This window comes from Synergistaceae bacterium (assembly GCA_012728235.1).
Taxonomy (GTDB): domain Bacteria; phylum Synergistota; class Synergistia; order Synergistales; family Synergistaceae; genus JAAYFL01.
In genome coordinates this window covers 1-17,896 of the sequence record JAAYFL010000141.1, presented here as the reverse complement: position 1 = coordinate 17,896, position 17,896 = coordinate 1, and the positions used below count along the sequence as shown (strand labels likewise).

The 17,896-nt window shown below is 47.7% G+C and carries 16 protein-coding genes; 2 read left to right on the top strand and 14 right to left on the bottom strand.

Annotated elements, in window-relative coordinates; translation table 11 throughout:
- Positions 1-309 (top strand): LysR family transcriptional regulator substrate-binding protein (locus GXZ13_07610; protein ID NLX75669.1); only part of this gene is annotated, 309 nt, incomplete at its 5' end.
- Here the strand turns inward: GXZ13_07610 and GXZ13_07605 are convergent.
- From GXZ13_07605 to GXZ13_07550, 12 genes are all read right to left on the bottom strand, one after another.
- The gene (locus GXZ13_07605; GenBank protein ID NLX75668.1) at positions 304-1,779 is read right to left on the bottom strand and encodes an amidase; all 1,476 of its coding nucleotides are present in this window, start codon (positions 1,777-1,779) and stop codon (positions 304-306) included. The two genes, GXZ13_07610 and GXZ13_07605, sit on opposite strands and share 6 nt — an antisense overlap.
- An 82-nt stretch (positions 1,780-1,861) precedes the next feature.
- A complete protein-coding gene (locus GXZ13_07600; protein NLX75667.1) occupies positions 1,862-3,025 on the bottom strand; it encodes a sodium ion-translocating decarboxylase subunit beta in 1,164 nt (387 codons plus the stop codon).
- Positions 3,026-3,034: 9 nt separating this feature from the next.
- The gene (locus GXZ13_07595) at positions 3,035-3,460 is read right to left on the bottom strand and encodes a biotin/lipoyl-binding protein (GenBank protein NLX75666.1); all 426 of its coding nucleotides are present in this window, start codon (positions 3,458-3,460) and stop codon (positions 3,035-3,037) included.
- Between the two features lie 17 nt (positions 3,461-3,477).
- Entirely contained in the window at positions 3,478-3,840 is a 363-nt protein-coding gene (locus GXZ13_07590) for an OadG family protein (GenBank protein ID NLX75665.1), read from the bottom strand.
- Positions 3,841-3,854: 14 nt separating this feature from the next.
- Positions 3,855-5,402, bottom strand: coding sequence for a methylmalonyl-CoA carboxyltransferase (locus GXZ13_07585; GenBank protein ID NLX75664.1), 1,548 nt, complete (start codon positions 5,400-5,402; stop codon positions 3,855-3,857).
- Positions 5,403-5,434: 32 nt separating this feature from the next.
- Positions 5,435-7,066, bottom strand: coding sequence for a malonate decarboxylase subunit alpha (locus tag GXZ13_07580; protein NLX75663.1), 1,632 nt, complete (start codon positions 7,064-7,066; stop codon positions 5,435-5,437).
- A gap of 256 nt (positions 7,067-7,322) precedes the next feature.
- The gene (locus GXZ13_07575) at positions 7,323-8,558 is read right to left on the bottom strand and encodes an amidohydrolase family protein (protein NLX75662.1); all 1,236 of its coding nucleotides are present in this window, start codon (positions 8,556-8,558) and stop codon (positions 7,323-7,325) included.
- A 118-nt stretch (positions 8,559-8,676) separates the two neighbouring features.
- Entirely contained in the window at positions 8,677-9,153 is a 477-nt protein-coding gene (locus tag GXZ13_07570; GenBank protein ID NLX75661.1) for a (2Fe-2S)-binding protein, read from the bottom strand.
- A complete protein-coding gene (locus tag GXZ13_07565; GenBank protein NLX75660.1) occupies positions 9,146-10,015 on the bottom strand; it encodes a hypothetical protein in 870 nt (289 codons plus the stop codon). The genes GXZ13_07570 and GXZ13_07565 overlap by 8 nt, the downstream gene beginning before the upstream one ends.
- Complete coding sequence (locus tag GXZ13_07560; GenBank protein ID NLX75659.1) at positions 10,002-12,329, bottom strand: xanthine dehydrogenase family protein; 2,328 nt, start codon at positions 12,327-12,329, stop codon at positions 10,002-10,004. The genes GXZ13_07565 and GXZ13_07560 overlap by 14 nt, the downstream gene beginning before the upstream one ends.
- Positions 12,330-12,538: 209 nt before the next feature.
- Positions 12,539-13,639: a 4Fe-4S binding protein gene (locus tag GXZ13_07555; GenBank protein ID NLX75658.1), complete on the bottom strand. Its 1,101-nt coding sequence runs from the start codon at positions 13,637-13,639 to the stop codon at positions 12,539-12,541.
- A 29-nt stretch (positions 13,640-13,668) separates the two neighbouring features.
- Complete coding sequence (locus tag GXZ13_07550; protein ID NLX75657.1) at positions 13,669-14,697, bottom strand: LacI family transcriptional regulator; 1,029 nt, start codon at positions 14,695-14,697, stop codon at positions 13,669-13,671.
- Positions 14,698-14,921: 224 nt separating this feature from the next.
- On the opposite strand from GXZ13_07550, the gene codB reads away from it, so the two are divergent.
- Positions 14,922-16,184 carry a cytosine permease gene (gene codB, locus GXZ13_07545; protein NLX75656.1) on the top strand — a complete coding sequence of 421 codons (1,263 nt, stop codon included), beginning with the start codon at positions 14,922-14,924 and terminating at the stop codon, positions 16,182-16,184.
- A gap of 77 nt (positions 16,185-16,261) precedes the next feature.
- Here the strand turns inward: codB and folK are convergent, their stop codons facing one another.
- Together folK and folP are read right to left on the bottom strand one after the other, a co-directional pair.
- On the bottom strand, positions 16,262-17,077 hold the full coding sequence (gene folK / locus GXZ13_07540; GenBank protein ID NLX75655.1) for a 2-amino-4-hydroxy-6-hydroxymethyldihydropteridine diphosphokinase: 816 nt from the start codon (positions 17,075-17,077) through the stop codon (positions 16,262-16,264).
- Positions 17,064-17,891, bottom strand: a complete 828-nt coding sequence (folP, locus tag GXZ13_07535; GenBank protein NLX75654.1) for a dihydropteroate synthase — start codon at positions 17,889-17,891, stop codon at positions 17,064-17,066. The genes folK and folP overlap by 14 nt, the downstream gene beginning before the upstream one ends.
- Between the last annotated feature and the right edge of the window lie 5 nt (positions 17,892-17,896).

Here is a 17,896-nt window from a genome sequence, read left to right as displayed (position 1 = left end):
GGATTAAGGCAGATCACCGACTTTTTCTGCCATCAGGCGGGCTTTGAGCCTAAGGTCATTTTTGAGACTGACAGTTCTTCGGCTGTCACCCGTTATGTCAACTCCGGACACGGCATCGCCTTTATCCCGCAATTAACCTGGCCCAAAGACGACAGCGATGAAAATGTTCATCTGCTGTCAATCTCTGAGCCAAAATGCCGCAGGTTCATTATTCTGAGTTCAGCAGGAGCCCAGCATCTGAGCCGCTATGAAGTATTATTTTCTGAATTCCTTCAGAAATACTTTTGCGAGCTAGAGAGCAAATCATAGTGCGGGAGCAGACAGCGGAGCTTTCCTGAACTGAGACAATTGCTCAAATGAGTAGGCAATTTCAATTAGTAGTCCTTCACTAAAGGGTCTTCCCGCAATTTCCAGTCCAACCGGCACACCAATCGGCGCCTTTTCTGATGGTGCAAAACCTGCAGGTACTGCGATAGAAGGAAAACCAGTAGCTGAGCAGAGAACACCGTTGCGCTGCTGCTGACCGTCCCCGATCTTACAGACAAGTTGTTGCTGATGCGGATATACCAGGGCATCAAGCTCATGTTCGGCCATGATCTTCATGAACCTTGTTCGCATGGCCGCCTGACGGACCAGTTTTTGATTATATTCAGCTGTGCCGACGTCAAGGCTCAGAGCTTTTTTCAGATTCTCCTCTATGCCCGGATGAAACTTGCCACATTCCAGTATCTCTTCTACCGAGTGAACCGGGGCATCTGCCCTGAGTCCTGCCAGGTAAGCATTTAAATGTGTTTTCAAATCATCAAAATGGACGCTGACTTCCCGGATCATCCAGTCCGAATCAATCTCGTCGTCAAGCTCGACCAGACTAGCGCCGCCTTCTTTAAAGACAGCCAAGGCTCCGTCCATTACTTTGTTTACCGGCTGGTTGATACTTTCCTTGCCAAAAAAACTTCTCAGCACACCTAGACGTTTGCCCTTGAGACCGTCTGCTTTTAAATAAGTAAGGTAGGTCTCCGGCTGCCTGCCAATACTCCAGGCAGTTTCTTCGTCATCCGGGTCGTAGCCGGCAATAACATCCAAAGTTCGGACACAGTCCTCAACTGTACGGCAAATAGGCCCCGCCGTATCCTGAGTCAGGCTGTATGGCACAATGCCCGCGCGGCTGACCAGGCCGACTGTTGGCCTGAGACCGACTACACTACAAGCTGAGGCTGGGCTCCTGATGGAGTTTATCGTGTCAGTCCCGATACCGATGATACCGATATTTGTTGCAATCGCAGCTCCGGTTCCGCCGGAAGAGCCTCCGGGTGTTCTCTCCGGATCGTAGGGATTGACCGATTGCCCCAGCATGGAGCTGATAGTTTCACCCCAAATTGCGAATTCATGCAGGTTGCTTTTCGCCAGAATAATGGCCCCTGCCTGACGTAGTTTTTTCGTGATGAAAGCATCTTCATCAGGAATGAAGCCTTCCAGTGATTTGGAGCCGGCAGTAGTAGGCATGTCATAAGTTTCAACGTTATCTTTCAAGATGACAGGAATGCCATGCAGGGGACCGCTAAATTCACCTGTTTCTCTAAAAATGCGGTCCAGCTCAGCCGCCTCCGTCAGAGCCTGAGGATTCGTCATGATAATGGCATTGATCGCAGGACCCGCGTCTTCATAGGCAGCAATGCGGTCAAGATAGGCAGATATCAGTTCCTCTGCGGTCACATTTCCTGCTCTCATAGCAGCGTGAACGCTGGCAATTGTCGCTTCCATCAAATCAAAATTATTCATGATAATCCTCCTGTATCAATCATAAAATAAAAATAGGAGGGAAATCGTAAGAAATCCCTCCCATCTGATAAGTCTTTCGGATTTAGCCGAAGAAATTCAATAATAATCCGGCTGCCACTGCAGACCCGATTACACCGGCAACGTTCGGTCCCATGGCGTGCATGAGCAGGAAGTTGGACGGATTGTATTTCTGTCCTTCCTTTTGTACAACACGTGCTGCCATTGGAACTGCAGATATGCCTGCAGCACCGATCAAAGGGTTGACTTTGCCCTTGGTCAGGACATACATCAGCTTGCCTAAGAGAACACCGCCCGCGGTTCCGATTGAGAAAGCAACCAGACCAAGTATCAGGATCTTAAGCGTCTGCGGCTTGAGGAAGTTCTCAGCTGTTGCTGTCGCTCCTACCGAAGTTCCCAGGAAAAGAGATACCGCATACATCAGGCCGTTTTCTATGGCATTGACCAAAAGAGGCACTTGCTCAGATTCTTTCAACAGATTGCCAAACATCAGCATACCGATCAGCGCTGCAGCTGAGGGCAGGAGAAGTATAGTAAAAATCGTAACTACAACCGGGAAGAGAATTTTTTCCGTCTTACTGACTTCACGGAGCTGTTCCATCTTGGTCTCACGTTCTTTCTTTGTCGTGAGCAGCTTCATTATGGGTGGTTGTATGAATGGCACCAGCGCCATATAGGAGTAGGCAGCTATCGCTATCGCTCCCAAAAGACCCGGCGCGAGTTTTCCCGTCAAATACAAGGCTGTCGGGCCGTCGGCTCCGCCGATAATACCTATTGAAGCCGCTTCCTGAGGTGTAAAGCCCATGGCCAGTGCTCCGAGAAAGGTTATGAATATTCCCAGTTGTGCCGCTGCGCCCAGAAGCAGACTTTTTGGATTGGCAATCAGCGGTCCAAAGTCAGTTGAAGCGCCTATACACAGGAAGATTAGAGGCGGATAAATCCCCAGTTTGGTTCCCTGATAGAGATAGTAGAGCAAGCCGCCGGGTTCTGTTCCCAGCGGACCGGCCATCAGGCCGCCTAGTGGCAAATTAACCAGAAGCATACCGAAAGCTATCGGTAAGAGCAAGTATGGCTCAAAGCCCTTCTTGATCCCCATATAAATCAGGAGACAAGCTATTGCCACCATAATCAGTTTGCCCGGCAACATAATTCCAAAAAGCGGTGTATCCAGTGAAAAGAGTTCCGGAAAACCGGTGCTCTTTAAAAAATCAACAATCATATCTAGCATAGTGGTCTCCTACTGCAAGTTAATAAGCAGATCTCCTGATTTAACAGCATCACCTTTTTTGACATGAATATCGCCAACGACAGCATCGTGCGGGGCAACTATTTCATTTTCCATTTTCATGGCTTCAATAACTACAAGGGTATCTCCTGCTTTGACACTATCCCCGCTAGTGACCGGAACATCCCAAATTTTTCCTTGCAAAGGAGCAAGTACCGCTTCTCCACCGGCTGCGGCGGGCCTGGCTGCAGGAGCAGCAGGAGCTGTCGGAGCGGCCGGAGCTGACGGAGCTGGCTGCGGAGCAGGTGTGCTTGTGGCAACCGGGGCCGGTGCGGTGCGTGGTGCAGTTGTTGTCACTCCGGTATTCCCGCTGCTAAGTTCTTCTACATCGACGTGATATTCCACGCCGTCAATTACTATACGAAACGTTTTGGTCATTTTCTTCATATTCCCTTCTATAACGAACGTCTTTGTGTATCTAAAATACCCGCTGCTTCCCATTCGGACAGCGGCGCCTTATGGCGGTTTATCTTTCTAATAACAAAGCGGCTGTCTTTTCCCAAAAAGGCAGATACTGCTGCCGCAATGATGGCAGCCGTCTTGCTATCCGGCTGATCAGCTGGTTCCGACGGTTTTTCCTGCGAAATCGGGCTGTTGTCATCAGGTTTGTCATCATTCTTTTTATTTTTTTTGCGATAAAGCAGAATCTTTACCAGGTCAATCATGTAAGAGATAATTAACAGCACCAGAAAGACAACCACAATTGAAAATATCGATAGCCAGAGGGCGTCCAGCATACTCAAATTTTGAAAATCCATATATTCTAGCTCCTTTACAAGGGAATATTTCCATGCTTTTTAGCAGGTACAGAACTGCGTTTGCCCCGGAGTGCATCAAAAGATGAAATCAACCGCTGTCTGGTTTCCTCAGGCAGGATGACATCGTCAAGATAACCTCTGGCGGCCGCTACATACGGATTCATCATTGATTCGGAATACTCGTCAATCTTCTCCTGACGCCTGGTTTCCGGATCATCAGCTGCCTTAATTTCTCGGGCAAAAATAATATTGGCAGCACCTTCAGCACCCATGACAGCAATCTCAGCGTTAGGCCATCCCAGAACAATATCCCCTCCCAGATGCTTGGAGCACATTCCTATATAGGCTCCACCGTATGCCTTGCGGGTGATCAAAGTCACTTTCGGTACGGTCGCCTCACTGTATGCATAGAGTATTTTCGCCCCGTGTCTGATGATGCCGCCGTACTCCTGCTCTGTTCCCGGCAAGAAGCCCGGAACATCGACCAGGGTCAGAAGCGGAATATTGAAGGCATCACACATGCGGATAAAACGGGCAGCTTTATCTGAAGCGTTGATGTCGAGACAACCGGCCAGAACGCGCGGCTGATTCGCAATGACGCCAATGCTTTCACCGTTCAGTCTCAGGAAGCCGGTAATCATATTCTGGGCATAATATGCCTGCAGCTCAAAAAAATCACCATTATCAGCCAAGCTGTAAATCAGGTCTTTCATGTCATAAGGTGTGCGGGGATCGTCGGGAATCAGACCGTTCAAGGAATCCTGTATGGCATTCGGATCTGCATTACTGTCGAAACGCTCAGCCTTTTCCATGTTGTTCTGGGGCAAATAGCTCAGAAGCTGACGGATCTGTGTAAAGCACTCATCTTCATTAGCAGCTCTGAATTGTGCGACACCGCTGATGCTATTGTGTGTCATCGAGCCACCAAGTTCCTGAGCTGACACTTCTTCGCCGGTCACAGTTTTGATGACCTCAGGGCCGGTGATAAACATTTCGCTGGTGTTATCTACCATAAAGACAAAGTCCGTCAGGGCCGGTGAGTAAACAGCACCTCCGGCACAGGGACCCATAATAACTGAGAACTGTGGAATTACTCCTGACGCCTTGGTATTGTTGTAAAATATACGACCGTAACCGGCTAGTGAATCAACACCCTCCTGGATACGGGCGCCTCCGGAATCGTTAATTGAAATAATCGGACAGCCTATTTTCAAGGCCAACTCCTGTGTCTTAACGATTTTGTCGGCATGCATTTCTCCAAGTGATCCACCGATGATAGTAAAGTCCTGCGCAGTCACGCAGACCTGACGGCCATCGATTGTGCCGTAACCGGTAACTACACCATCTCCCGGAGAATTCTTTTCATCCATGCCGAACTGGGTGGAACGGTGTTTGACAAACATCCCGGTCTCGACAAAACTTTTTTCGTCGAGCAACGCATCTATGCGTTCACGTGCTGTCTTTTTGCCACGACCGTGCTGGCGTTCGATCGCCCTTTCGCCTCCACCTTGTCTAAGTTTTTCTTTTACTTCGACCAGCTCTTTTTGTTTTTCTGTCAACAAAGCTCGTCCTCCTCTATCTTAAGTTTGATTTCCTATTTTCTAAAAGCTTCAGGAATTTCATACAGGCCGCCTGACCATTCGACAAGTTCATCGAGTGATTGAGCTGCCAGTCTGTCATGTGTTGCAGTAGCCGGATCAATCTGCAGATCATCCGGCAAGGCGACCTTGCCATCTTTGCGCATTTTTTCAATTTCAGCTTTGCTGGCATATTCGCCTAAGGGTGTTTCTTGTGCGACTGCCGCTAAGAGAGCTCTGCGCTCTTCTTCACTTTCAGCCTGGTAAAGATAGGCAATGCCCTGCTCTGTGACGACATGGGTAACATCTTCACCGTAGATCATGACCGGTGGCGCATCGAAACCGCTTTCTTCACCGATCTTAACTGCATCGAGCTCGGGCTTGAAGTTGTAGCCGAAACGTCCCTGACTGGCAAGCATCTGTACTACTAGTTTTTTGCCTCTTTGCAGGGAATTGCCGGGATGGGGCATCATATCCAGCCAGGCCGGGGATGTATGTCTTCGGCCTAAGGTGTTATGGCCCATGTTGGGAGCACCGCCAAAGCCGGTGAGACGTCCGCTGGTCACAGTAGATGAGTTACCCAGATAATCCATCTGCAAGGTCGCACCCAGGAAAAGATCAATACCGTAAAGTCCCGCTATCTGAGCGAAGGCACGGTTTGACCGCATAGTTCCGTCAGGGCCGATCGGGAAAATATCTGAACGTGCTTGGGTGTAACGCTCCATGCCGATTTCTCCGCCGAAGGTGAACATGCTTTCAACCCAACCCCTTTCCATAGCAGGAATCATTGTGGGATGCGGATTCAGGATCCAGTTTTTACAAACTTTACCTTTCAGGCCGAGTTCTTCTCCATATGTAGGGAGTAAAAGCTCAATAGCTGCGGAGTTGTAACCGATGCCATGGTTGAGAGATGTTACTCCGTGTTTTTCATAAATACCTTTGATCGTCATCATTCCCATGAGAATATGCTGGTCGCGGATTTTTTTCGGATCTCTGGTGAATAAGGCTTCCAGCTGATAGGGCTCATCAGCAAGTACAACCAGGTCGACCCAGTCTCCCGGGATGTCTATGCGCGGCAAGGCGCCACGTTCGACTATCTCATTTGCCTGGACGACAACAATCGCCTGGTGAAAGGCGGCGGATTCGACCAGTGTCGGAGTATCTTCTGTGCTGTAACCTGTGAATAGATTGCCGTCGGGGTCGGCCTGGTCAGCTGCGACGAGACATATATCCGGAATAAGATCTACAAAGAGTCGGGAATACAGTTCAAGATAGGTATGAATTGCCCCGATTTTCAACTTATTTTCTGCCAGCATATCTGCCAAACGCACGCTTTGCACACCGGCATAGGCGAAGTTGATTTCGCTGGCGATGCCTTTATCAAATACGTCCAGATGTTCAGCTCTGGAAATTGAAGGGACAATCATCGTCACATCATGGACTTTATCAGGATTAAGTTTTGTCAGCGCTTTGGCCAAAAAAGTGGCTTGTTTCTGGTTGTCTCCTTCGATGACTACCCGGTCCCCGGGGCGCATCAGCGCTTCGAGCGCCTCAGCAATCGATTCAGTTTCGATCAGCTTGTGATTAATGTAGGGAGATGCGCTTTCAAGACGTGCTCGCTTCATATCACGCTTGCTATGCCAGTTCATTATGAAACCTCCTGTTATTTATCTTTATTCTTTAATTCTATCAGCTTAAAGAGTCTTGTCGGCTTCTGACAATCTGCTACTAACGTGCATAAATCGTCACTTCAACTTATCACGGAGTATTAGATTCAGTCAAATACTAAAGTGTCTCAGACTCATATAGTTTTTGATATGTATTCGTAACTAAGAAAAGGCCTGTTCAGAACAGGCCTTTTCTTGAGGAGATAAACATATAAAGGGCTTTCCTGCTCCTCTATATTTAAAAGTTGAATTCTGTTGTCCGCACATTCTTGACGATGATCTCACCATCTCTGATCACATAGGGGCGGTTGGGGGTCTGGGCCATTGCTTCCCGGATATTCTTAGCATCAATCAGCACAAGATTTGCCGCACAGCCTTCCTCCAGGCCGTAATTATCTAGTTTCATAATCTTGGCGGCATCATGGGTAATCATATCAAAAACCTTCTCCAGTTCAGGCGGGAGACTCATCTGGGCTGCATGAACCGTTACGTTTGCGACCTGTAACATATCTGCACTTCCCAAGGGATAGAAGGTATCGTTAACACAGTCCTGACCAAAGCTGACGTTTACACCGGCTTCGAGCAGCTCCTTTACACGTGTGATACCACGTCTGATGGGCTGCTTGTCATTTCTTCCCTGCAGCATCAGGTTGGTCACGGGGTTAGTGATCATGTGAATGCCGGCACGTGCTACTTTTTCAATAACATAGGCGGCATAGTGGTCATCATAAGCTGCTAAAGCACAGGTATGGCCAGCGGTAACCCGGCCTTCCCAACCACGTTTAATGGTTTCATCAGCCAGCATTTCCAGGGTGCGGTAGAAAGGATCATCTGTCTCATCAACATGCATATCGACGTCAGCGTCATATTTTTCTGCCAGATCAAAGCAGTATTTGACGTGAGCCAGGCTGTCATCAGGTGTATTCTCATTGGCAGGCATTCCGCCAACTATGTCACAGCCCATCTGCATGGCTTCGTCCATTAGTTTATCGCAGCCGGGATCCTTAATTATGCCTTCCTGTGGGAAAGCAACCAGCTGCATGGTCATAACATCTTTATATTTTTCACGCAGGGCAAGGACACCTTTTAAGGGTTTCAATCCCCCGACTGTATCGATATCGACGTGGGTTCTTATGGCCAAAGTGCCATTTTTAATAGCTGCTTCCACCACCTGACCTGCGCGCTCGATAACATCTTCGTCAGTATACTGGCGTTTACGGTCCCAAATAATCTCGATCGCTTCAGTAAGAGTACCGCTCACATTTTTTCTGACACTATCCAGGATGTTCACTTTGTCCAGATGAATATGGGGATCGATCAGCGCAGGGACCAGGAGGCTGCCCTCAGCATCTATACTTGTATCTGCTTGCAGGTCAAGCTTTTGCCCTATCTTGCTGATAGTCTTATCTTCACAGTAAACGTCCCAGAGACCTTCTTTGTTTCTTAATATACAGTTCTTAATTAATAGCGACATTTGTCCTCCTTCTAGGCTCAGTTCCTTTTTAATAACTGCAGCTGCTAAAGTTTATCCTTTTCTGTCAGAAGTCGAATCGCCGGAATTTCTCCCGGCGATTCACGTAACAGACAAGGAGTTATTTGCTGTTTAGTTTCTCTGCTGCGTTCTCTATAGCATTAACAATCGGAATATATCCCGTGCAGCGGCAAATATTGCCGGCTATTGCCTCGCGGATCTCTGCTCTGCTTGCGTCCGGGTTTTTCTGAAGCAGGGCATAGGCGCTGAGGATAAAGCCCGGAGTGCAAAATCCGCACTGGACTGCATCCTCCTCCACAAAGCTGCTTTGCAAGTTCTTTCCCAGATCCAGTTCGCTCATACCCTCAATGGTCAGGATTGTGCCTCCATCCATCTGAGGGGCGAGAATCAGGCAGCTGGAAACCGCTTCACCATTCAGAATTACAGTACAGGCTCCGCATTCCCCGACGCTGCAACCTTCTTTGGTCCCGGTAAGATGAAGATCGTTTCGAATGACATCAAGCATGCGTGATCCTGCATCCGTAAAAATCTCGTAATCTTTTCCGTTTAAATTAAAATTCAGTTTTATCTTATTCATCTTGTTCACCTTCGATCAGTTCTTTCAAAATACGCTCGCTGAGTCGGCGGCACACAGGCTGTTTATAACGTGTCGAAGCACGAACACCGGCAATTTCAGGTATTTTGTCTGAAAGAGAGCGGGCAACTTTTATAATATCTTCTTCTGTAGCTTTCTTCCCGACCAGCATGGCTGAAATATCAGGGAATAACATCGGTTTAGGAAAAGTCGCTCCTACTGTCATCTGAAACTTTGTAACTACGCCTTCCGCATCCAGCTCCAGCAAAGTTGCGATAGTCATGCGTGAAATTGACAAGGCTTTCCTGCGTCCCAGTTTAGTGTAATTGCAGCGGACACTCTCAGCTTGTTTAGGTACAAAGACCTTCATGATCAAGTCGCGGTCTCCCAGATTGGTTTTATAAGGAGCTGCAATCACATCCAGCAGGGGCATTCTTTGCTCGGTTCCGTCTTTTAGTACAAGAACTTCCGCTTCCAGCACTGCCAGAGGAGCCAGAGTATCTGCAGCCGGCGATGCGTTAGCAATATTGCCGCCGATCGTCGAGTGGTTGCGAATCTGTAATGAGCCGACGGACAAGGATGCTTCTGCCAGGATTGGGGCGTAACGCTTTACCAGAGGTGATTGAGCGATTTCCTCATGGGTGGCACAGGCGCCTATTTCAATGTACCCGTCTGCTTCTTTGATCTGGCGAAGAGCTTCCACCTTTAATACATCGATGACCGTATGGTCTTTAAAGCGGTGGTCTCGTGCCTGAACGAGAACGTCACTGCCGCCTGCCAGGAGAAGAACGGGTCCTTCAACAGAAGCGACTGCTTGTTTAAAGTCTTCTAAACTGTTTATTTTTAAATAATCACGAAATTTCATCGTCTTCCCCCCATAGTTCTTGTGCGGCCTCAAATACACTGTCGAGGTCAAACGGTATTTGTTTAATCATTCCCGGTTTTCCGAGGGCCATGTTTACTGCGCACGTTACTGCTCCGACTCCCGGCTCCATTGAAGGTTCACCCATCGATCTGCCGCCAAAAGCAGTTCTGGGGTCTGGGTTTTCTTCAAGCAGGGGCTGGTTGATATCGGGAACATCAAGCACTGTCGGCAGCAAGTAACCGGAGAAGTTTTGGTTCTTCAATGCTCCGGTCTTTGAATTATGACCTAAGTTTTCCAGTAGTGCCATGCCCTGCGACATTGCCATTCCGCCATAGATCTGGCCTTTAAGCATGGTGGGGTTGATAGCACGTCCGGGGTCATGGCTACCTACCATCTTGATAACTTCTACTGTACCAAGATCGAGGTCAACTTCCACTTCCGCTGCGTGGCAGGAATAGGTGTAAGTAAAGAAAGGTGCGCCGCAGCCTTTTTCCTCATCCCACTCTAAAATCGGCACGGTATAGGTGCCAACAGTCGTTGGTGTCAGGTTCCAGTCGTAAGCCAGTTTAACAACTTCATCAAATGACAGATCCTTATCATCAAACAAGACTCTGTCGTTTTCGAAGGTAACCGGTCCGATTTCTTCGCCATAGCTCTTCTTCAGACCCTGAGTCAAAATTTCTTTAAGCTGGTTTGTGGCTTCACGGGTTGCGCCGCCACCCAACATAGTACCGCGGGAAGCAATACAAGCACCCGTAACCGGTGCTCTGGAAGTGTCGGTTTCAGCCATGGTAACCCGCTCAAAAGAAACACCCAGACCTTCGGCAACCATCTGCTGCTGTGCAGTACGCAAGCCCTGGCCGAGTTCTACCAGGCCAAGATTTACGTGTACACTGGCATCCTGCATAACCTCTATCAGGATACGAGCAACGTCAAAACCATTGCCGTCTGCCCCGACACTGGCGCCTCTCATGGAAACGGCCAGGCCAACTCCACGGCGAATACGGCGTTTTGGATCTTTATTTTCCTCTTTGTATTGGGCAAATTTGCGATCAAAATCAAGCTCTGCAACTGCATTTTCCATGACCTTGAGAATGCTTACTTCGTGGAAATCGAGCACATGTCCGGTTCCGCTTGTATCGCCATTACGCAGCAAATTCTTGCGACGGAGCTCTGTCGGTGTCAGACCGAGTTTGTCTGCGAGTACATCCATTGTATTTTCCAGAGCAAAAATCGCCTGAGGTGTTCCGAATCCACGGTAAGAGCCTGTGTGGTTATTATTGGTCAAGACTCCGGTAGCTGTATAATGCACAGCGTCCCAGCGGTAGGGGCCCGGACCCAGTGTCGCAGTTTTGTATGCTACAGGGGGTGACATGTTCGTATAGGCACCAGCGTCCAAAATGGCATCACAATAGAGGGCCTTAAGCCTTCCATCGCTCTGGGCTCCCACCTTAATATCGAATTCGATCGGATGGCGTTTGTAGCTTTCTCTGATTGACTCTTCGCGGGTCAGAACATATTTTGCCGGGCGACCGGTTTTCAAGGCAACTAAACCGGCGCGGACTGCCATCGCTTCAGCTGTTTCAATCTTGCCGCCAAAAGAGCCGCCTATGGTGCTTGGCCTCATTATGACCTGAGCCATCGGCAGCTTCAGTGTTCTGGCTATTGATATACGTGCATTGTACGGGGCTTGAGTTGAACCCTGGATTATCAGTTCCGGCCGCATTTTGCTTGGTATTGCGACAACAGCTTCCGGCTCGATGTAAGCATGCTCAACAAAATCAGTTTTGTAAGTCGATTCAATCACAACTTCTGATTCTTCCAGAATTTCTTTGGCGTCACCTTTAATGGTGTGCACCTCACCGCAAATGTTGTTAGGACATTCGGGGTTAATCAGCAATTCGCTCTCAAGTGCTTCTTTCGGGGACGTTAAAAGAGGCAGGGGTTCATAATCAGCTGTGATTAAGGCAGCAGCATCATTAGCCTGCTCCTGTGTTTCAGCTGCGACAACTGCAATTACGTCACCGAGATATCGTACTCTATCGTAAGCAAGTGGGTACTGATCAATGTAAAGCTCACCAATCATGCGCTCACCGGGTATATCTGCCCCGGTAACAACACATACAACACCCGGCATTTGCTTGGCTTCCTCTGTATGCACGGCAAGTAATTTTGCAGACGCATACTCACTATAGACGCCCTTAAGGTAGAGGAGATCAGGCAGACGTATGTCAGAGCCGAACTCCGCCTTGCCGTATACTTTGGCTTTGGCGTCAATCCTTCCTTTAGATTTCCCGACGGTATGAGTTTTCATGTGTTTGTTTCCTCCACAAAACTATTCGGAGATTTTTTAAATTTTCCAAATGTAACTACTTTCATTGAGCTCATTCTAACGAATATCCTTATGCATGTCCACAAGCAATTCGTCAATTTGTATAACAATTAATACTGACTGATAAAGAGTGAAGATTAATCAGCTTACAGACCGGGTAATAGTATGAAAATACCAGATTAAGTGCTTGCTTATTGGCACCATTTAAGATCGAGTAAATTGTGGGGGCAACGTGCTACACAAAATCCACAACCATCACAATACTCTTCTTTGATTTCAATAATATTATCTTCATTTAGGAAAACTGCATCTGGAAGGCAACTGTCACTGCAGAGCAGGCAATCTTCGCGTGAACAGCTTTCTTTGATCGCGGCACACAGTTTCACCGGAACTATGTCTTCGTAAACCTTAATCGAAGGCAGGGCAGCTCCTCTGATGTCATTAATTGAAATAATATTTCGTTCTTCCTGCCAGCTTTGGAGAGAAGACAGGATATCTGTAATCGCAGCATAGCCATTACATTGAATAACAGATGCAAGCTGCACTGCACTGGCTCCCAGCATAATGAACTCGAGAACTGTTTCATAGTTCATGACACCACCTGAACTTACTACCTGCAGCGAAGTATATTGGTGTAATGCTGCGGTCGTCGCCAGAGATATGGGACGAATGCTTTCTCCGGTATAACCCCCATAAGTCGGCATTAATGTTACAAAATTCTCAATATCAACGCCTGATAGCCCTTTCAGAGAGTCAATGGCGCTTACAGCTTTGACCCCGGCGCGTTCCAGATCACGAAGAAAAACGGTTGATGATGCTGCCTCATAGGAAAGCTTCAGCATGACAGGAATATCTACTGCGTCAACCGCGGCTTTAGCGTAAGTATAAATATCCGCAGTACTTTCGGTCAGGAAGCGGTGTCTGCTCCCTATGGGAGCTGAAATGCTCAACTCAATTGCATCCGCTCCCATCTGCTCCACTTTCTTTGCCATATAGGCAATCTCAGAAGCGGTCGCTCCCCAAATACTGAAGATCAGTTTTGCATCTTTGCGATCAATCTCTCTAATCTCATCTTCCCATTCCTCCAGATGCATATAGGAGTAGATCATGGTATTAAAAAGTTTTTCGTCTTCTGCATGCAATCTGGGACTAATGCGCGGTCTGGCTTCCAGAGAGATCGTTTCCGTTATAACTGCAGCGGCTCCGGCATCAATACAGCGCTGAATGCCCACCGCGTTTTCAGCCCAGGGACCTGCGGCTGTCAATATCGGGTTCTTAAGTTTAAGACCCATCAGGTCAATTGCATTAAACATAGCTACCTCTAATCAAATAATTCGAATATGTCACTCGTATTGCCACACGATTCACGGATTTTAAGTTTAGGCTGCAAAATTAATTCCTGGGAATATTCTGCTTCGTCATCTTCATTCTCAATACCGTCAATTAATAAGCGTGCCGCTGTCATACCTAATTTAGCAGCCGGCATTTCCACACTGGTTAGTGCAGGCGAAACTACACTGCATACCGGAGAATCATTGAAGCTGGCCAGGGCCAAGTCTTGCGGGATTTTCAATTTACTATCTCTGGCCGCCTTCAGGGTTCCAATAGCCTGCAGATCTCCGGCTGTGATAAGAACATCCGGCAATGAATTTTCTTTTATGATCCTCTGCAAAGCTAAGTAACCGCCCTCAGTACTGTCTTCAGCTTCATAAGACTTAAAAAAAACCTTATCTCCTGATTCCCGGGCCAAAGTCTTTAAAGCATTTTCGACCGATACAGCAATATCTTTATCTTGTTTCTTGTCGTAAACAAGGCTGATTGACCTATGTCCAAGATCTGTCAGATGCGACAGGAGGCGGCGGGCAGCCTCATCGGTATCAAAATAGCAATGTATTTTACAATCACAGCCTTCATTTTTCCCGATGTGAACCAGCGGCATATCCAGTGAAAGTGATTCCTCATTTGACTCTTGAGCAAATATGGTGCCCACATGGATAATGCCGTCGACTTTTCTTTCTTTCATTAGCTTTAGAAAATTATACTCTGTCTCCCAATCGCCACGGGTTTGTCCAAATATAACTGCATAACCTTTATTACCGGCAACAGTTTCAACTCCGGAAATAATATTTTGATACAAATCAGAAACAATGGCAGGAATAATCAAAGCAATGGTCTTGGTCGTACCGATCGTAAGGCCGCGTGCAAACCAATTGGGCGTGAAATTATGTGCTTCTGTTACAGCCAGCACCTTTTCACGGGTTTCAGGCAGGACTTTGTCCGGATGGTTGAACACACGAGAAACAGTAGCTACCGAAACACCAGCAAGCTCAGCTATTTTCTGTATATTCATCAAATATCCCTCCCTTTAGGGTACATGTGAAAATTATAGCACCGATATGCGTCTTTCATGAAACTACTTTAGTAATTAGCTATAATCTGCTTTTCTGCTTATGATAATTATACACATAGCACAGCTTAATTTGCATTTGATGATTGACATATCGTCTATATTAACCTAAAGTATTTCATATATCCGAATGTAAATAGTTTCATAACGCTTAAGAGGAGGTTGTTATGGCAAAGAATCAAGAGGTGCAAACGGACGCAGTCGTTGATGTCGACTTTTCGTTTGTAAGAGTGCCGAAGAAAGCTCGTACCAGAGGTTTCTGGTCGATGTTCGTCATTATGCTGGGCTTTACTTTCTTTTCAGCCAGCATGAGCGTTGGTGCAAGAATGGCCAACGGACTGGACTTTACCGGCTTTTTACTGGCAGTAATTTTAGGCGGTGCTATTCTGGCTGTCTACACAGGAGCATTAGGTTATATCGGATCAAACACTGGAATGAGCCTCGACTTGCTATGCCAGCGTTCATTCGGCACAAAGGGATCTTATCTTCCTTCGGCACTGATCAGCTTTACGCAGATAGGCTGGTTTGGTGTCGGTGCAGCTATGTTCTCAATTCCGGTATCCGAAATGCTGGGCATAAACCCCTGGTTGCTGATAATAGTCATCGGTATTGCAATGACTGCATCAGCATACGTCGGAATCAAAGGTATTGAGATAATCAGCTTTATCTCTGTTCCCTTGATCACAATTCTGGGAACATATTCAATGTTCCTGGCACTTAAAGAAGGCGGCGGCTTTGTCGCTGTTTTCGGAAGATCAACTGAAGGTCTGTCACTGTTCGCGGCCATTGCAATGGTTGTCGGCTCCTTTGTTTCCGGTGGAACGGCGACACCGAACTTCTCCCGTTTTGCAAAAACTAACAAAATAGCAGTAGCTACAACAGTAATCGCCTTCTACATCGGTAACACCCTGATGTTCTTCTTCGGCGGTGTCGCCGGAGCCTTTACCGGTCAGGAAGATATCTTCTACGTTATGATCGCGCAGGGTCTGACTATTCCTGCAGTAATAGTGCTTGGTGCCAATATCTGGACAACTAACGATAACGCACTTTACACGGGTGGCCTCGGACTGGCGAATATCACAAAGTACAAGAAACGTCCGATGACAATTGTCGCCGGTATTGTCGGAACAGTTGCAGCTCTGTGGCTCTATGACAACTTTGTCGGCTGGCTGAGCGTTTTGAACGCAACCTTGCCGCCCGTCGGCGCAATAATCGTAGCGGATTACTTCATGAGAAAAGAAGCTTACGAGGCTGAGGCAGATAAAGACCTGAAAAAGGTTAACTGGTTTGCTGTAGCAGGAGTTGTCGCCGGTGCTGTAGTAGGTAACTTTGTAACCTGGGGCATCGCAGCAATCAACGCCATGGTCGTATCCGTTATTATCTATCTCATCGGCCACTTTATTCAAAAGAAGAGTCGTGCAGCCGCCTAGGCTAAAGTTACTATAACAAATAAAAAAACCTCCGGTTTCTCTCGATTCCGGAGGTTTTTTCATGTCAATTACTGTTTCTATTTTCCCTGCTTTGCCAGCAGCTCACATACCGGAAGCCCATAGCGCGGGTCAACATAGTTGGGAACAAGCTCACATATAGGCTCCAGCACAAAGTCACGCTTCTGCATTTCAGGGTGTGGCAGAGTAAGATCTGCACTATGAATTATTAAGTCAGAGTAGTAGATGAGATCCAGATCCAGGGTGCGCGGTCCCCAGTGGCGGGTCCGGACTCGCCCCGAATCATCCTCTACTTGCTGCAAATATTTAAGCAGAGCATGGGGAGAAAGTATGGTCTCAATGTAGACAGCTCCATTTAAAAAATCTTCCTGGTCTGTAACCCCATAGGGAGATGTCTCAATCAGCTTGGAACTGGCCAGACGACGGATTGCCTTATTCCCGTCCAAAGCCTTCAGCGCAGTAACAATATGCGCCCTGCGATCGCCCATATTACTGCCCAGAGCTACAACTGCCGGCTGCCAGCTGCGGCATAATTCAATCGCTACTTCATTAAGAGGCAAACCCACGGGAGCCCAGGGTTTAGCCAATCTGACCTGAACTTTTCTCAGCAGAGTATATGTCAGCAGCAAGTGTTCAGCCAGACGTCCGGCTGCCGTCTCTATCAGGTTATAGCTTTCAGCCTGCAGAAATCTGGTTATCTCCAGCGCCGCCTCGCCATAGTGGATTGAACTATCCACATCATCTTTAATTACAGCCGTCTCCGTATCGAGGTAGAGACGGACTGAAACAACAAATTTCTGTCCCAACTCTTTTTCCTGTTTAAAAACACCATGGTGGGCAAAAACAATCAGATCTTTTATTTCAACGCAGTCCATATTCCGCCTCCGCAACCGCTTGTGCAATAGTAAGCGCTTCTCTCGTTTTTCTTACATCATGAACCCGAAAGATACGACAGCCTTTTTCATAGCCGATCACACTGGTCGCAGCCGTTGCAACATCCCGTTCCTTAGCTGGGACGCCATCAAGAAGAAGTCCCAGAAATCCCTTGCGGCTGGTCCCCAGAAGAAGGGGCAGTTCAAAATCCTGTAGTTTTTCCAGGTGCTTCAGGACATATAGGTTTTCCTCAATTCTCTTGGCAAAGCCGATGCCGGGATCAAGGCAGATCTGCGAACGGGCAATACCTGCCTTCTCTGCAATTTCCAGCATAGAGGCCAAATCATCCTTCAGATCTCCGATCAGGTCCTTATAATTCATATCCCGTCGATTATGCATAATGCAGACTGCCGCGCCATATTCAGCGACCACCCCTGCCATCTCGGCATCATAGGCCAGCCCCCAGATATCGTTGATCATATCAGCCCCTGCTTCCAGAGCAAGACGTGCCGTTTCCGCACGGTAACAATCAATCGAAATAGCGATATTCGGATAGGCCGCCCGAATCGTATTCAATATGGGTAAAAGCCGGGCAATTTCTTCTTCGGTAGAGATCTGCTCATGACCCGGTCGGGTCGACTCCGCTCCGATATCTATAATATCAGCACCTTCGGCCAGCAGGAATTCACAATGTTCCAGGGCGGGAGCAATGGAATCATAGCTGCCCCCGTCCGAAAAGGAATCGGGCGTGATATTCAGTACTCCCATGACATAAAAGTCAGCATCATTTTTTACTGTTAGCGGGCCTATTTGCATATGAG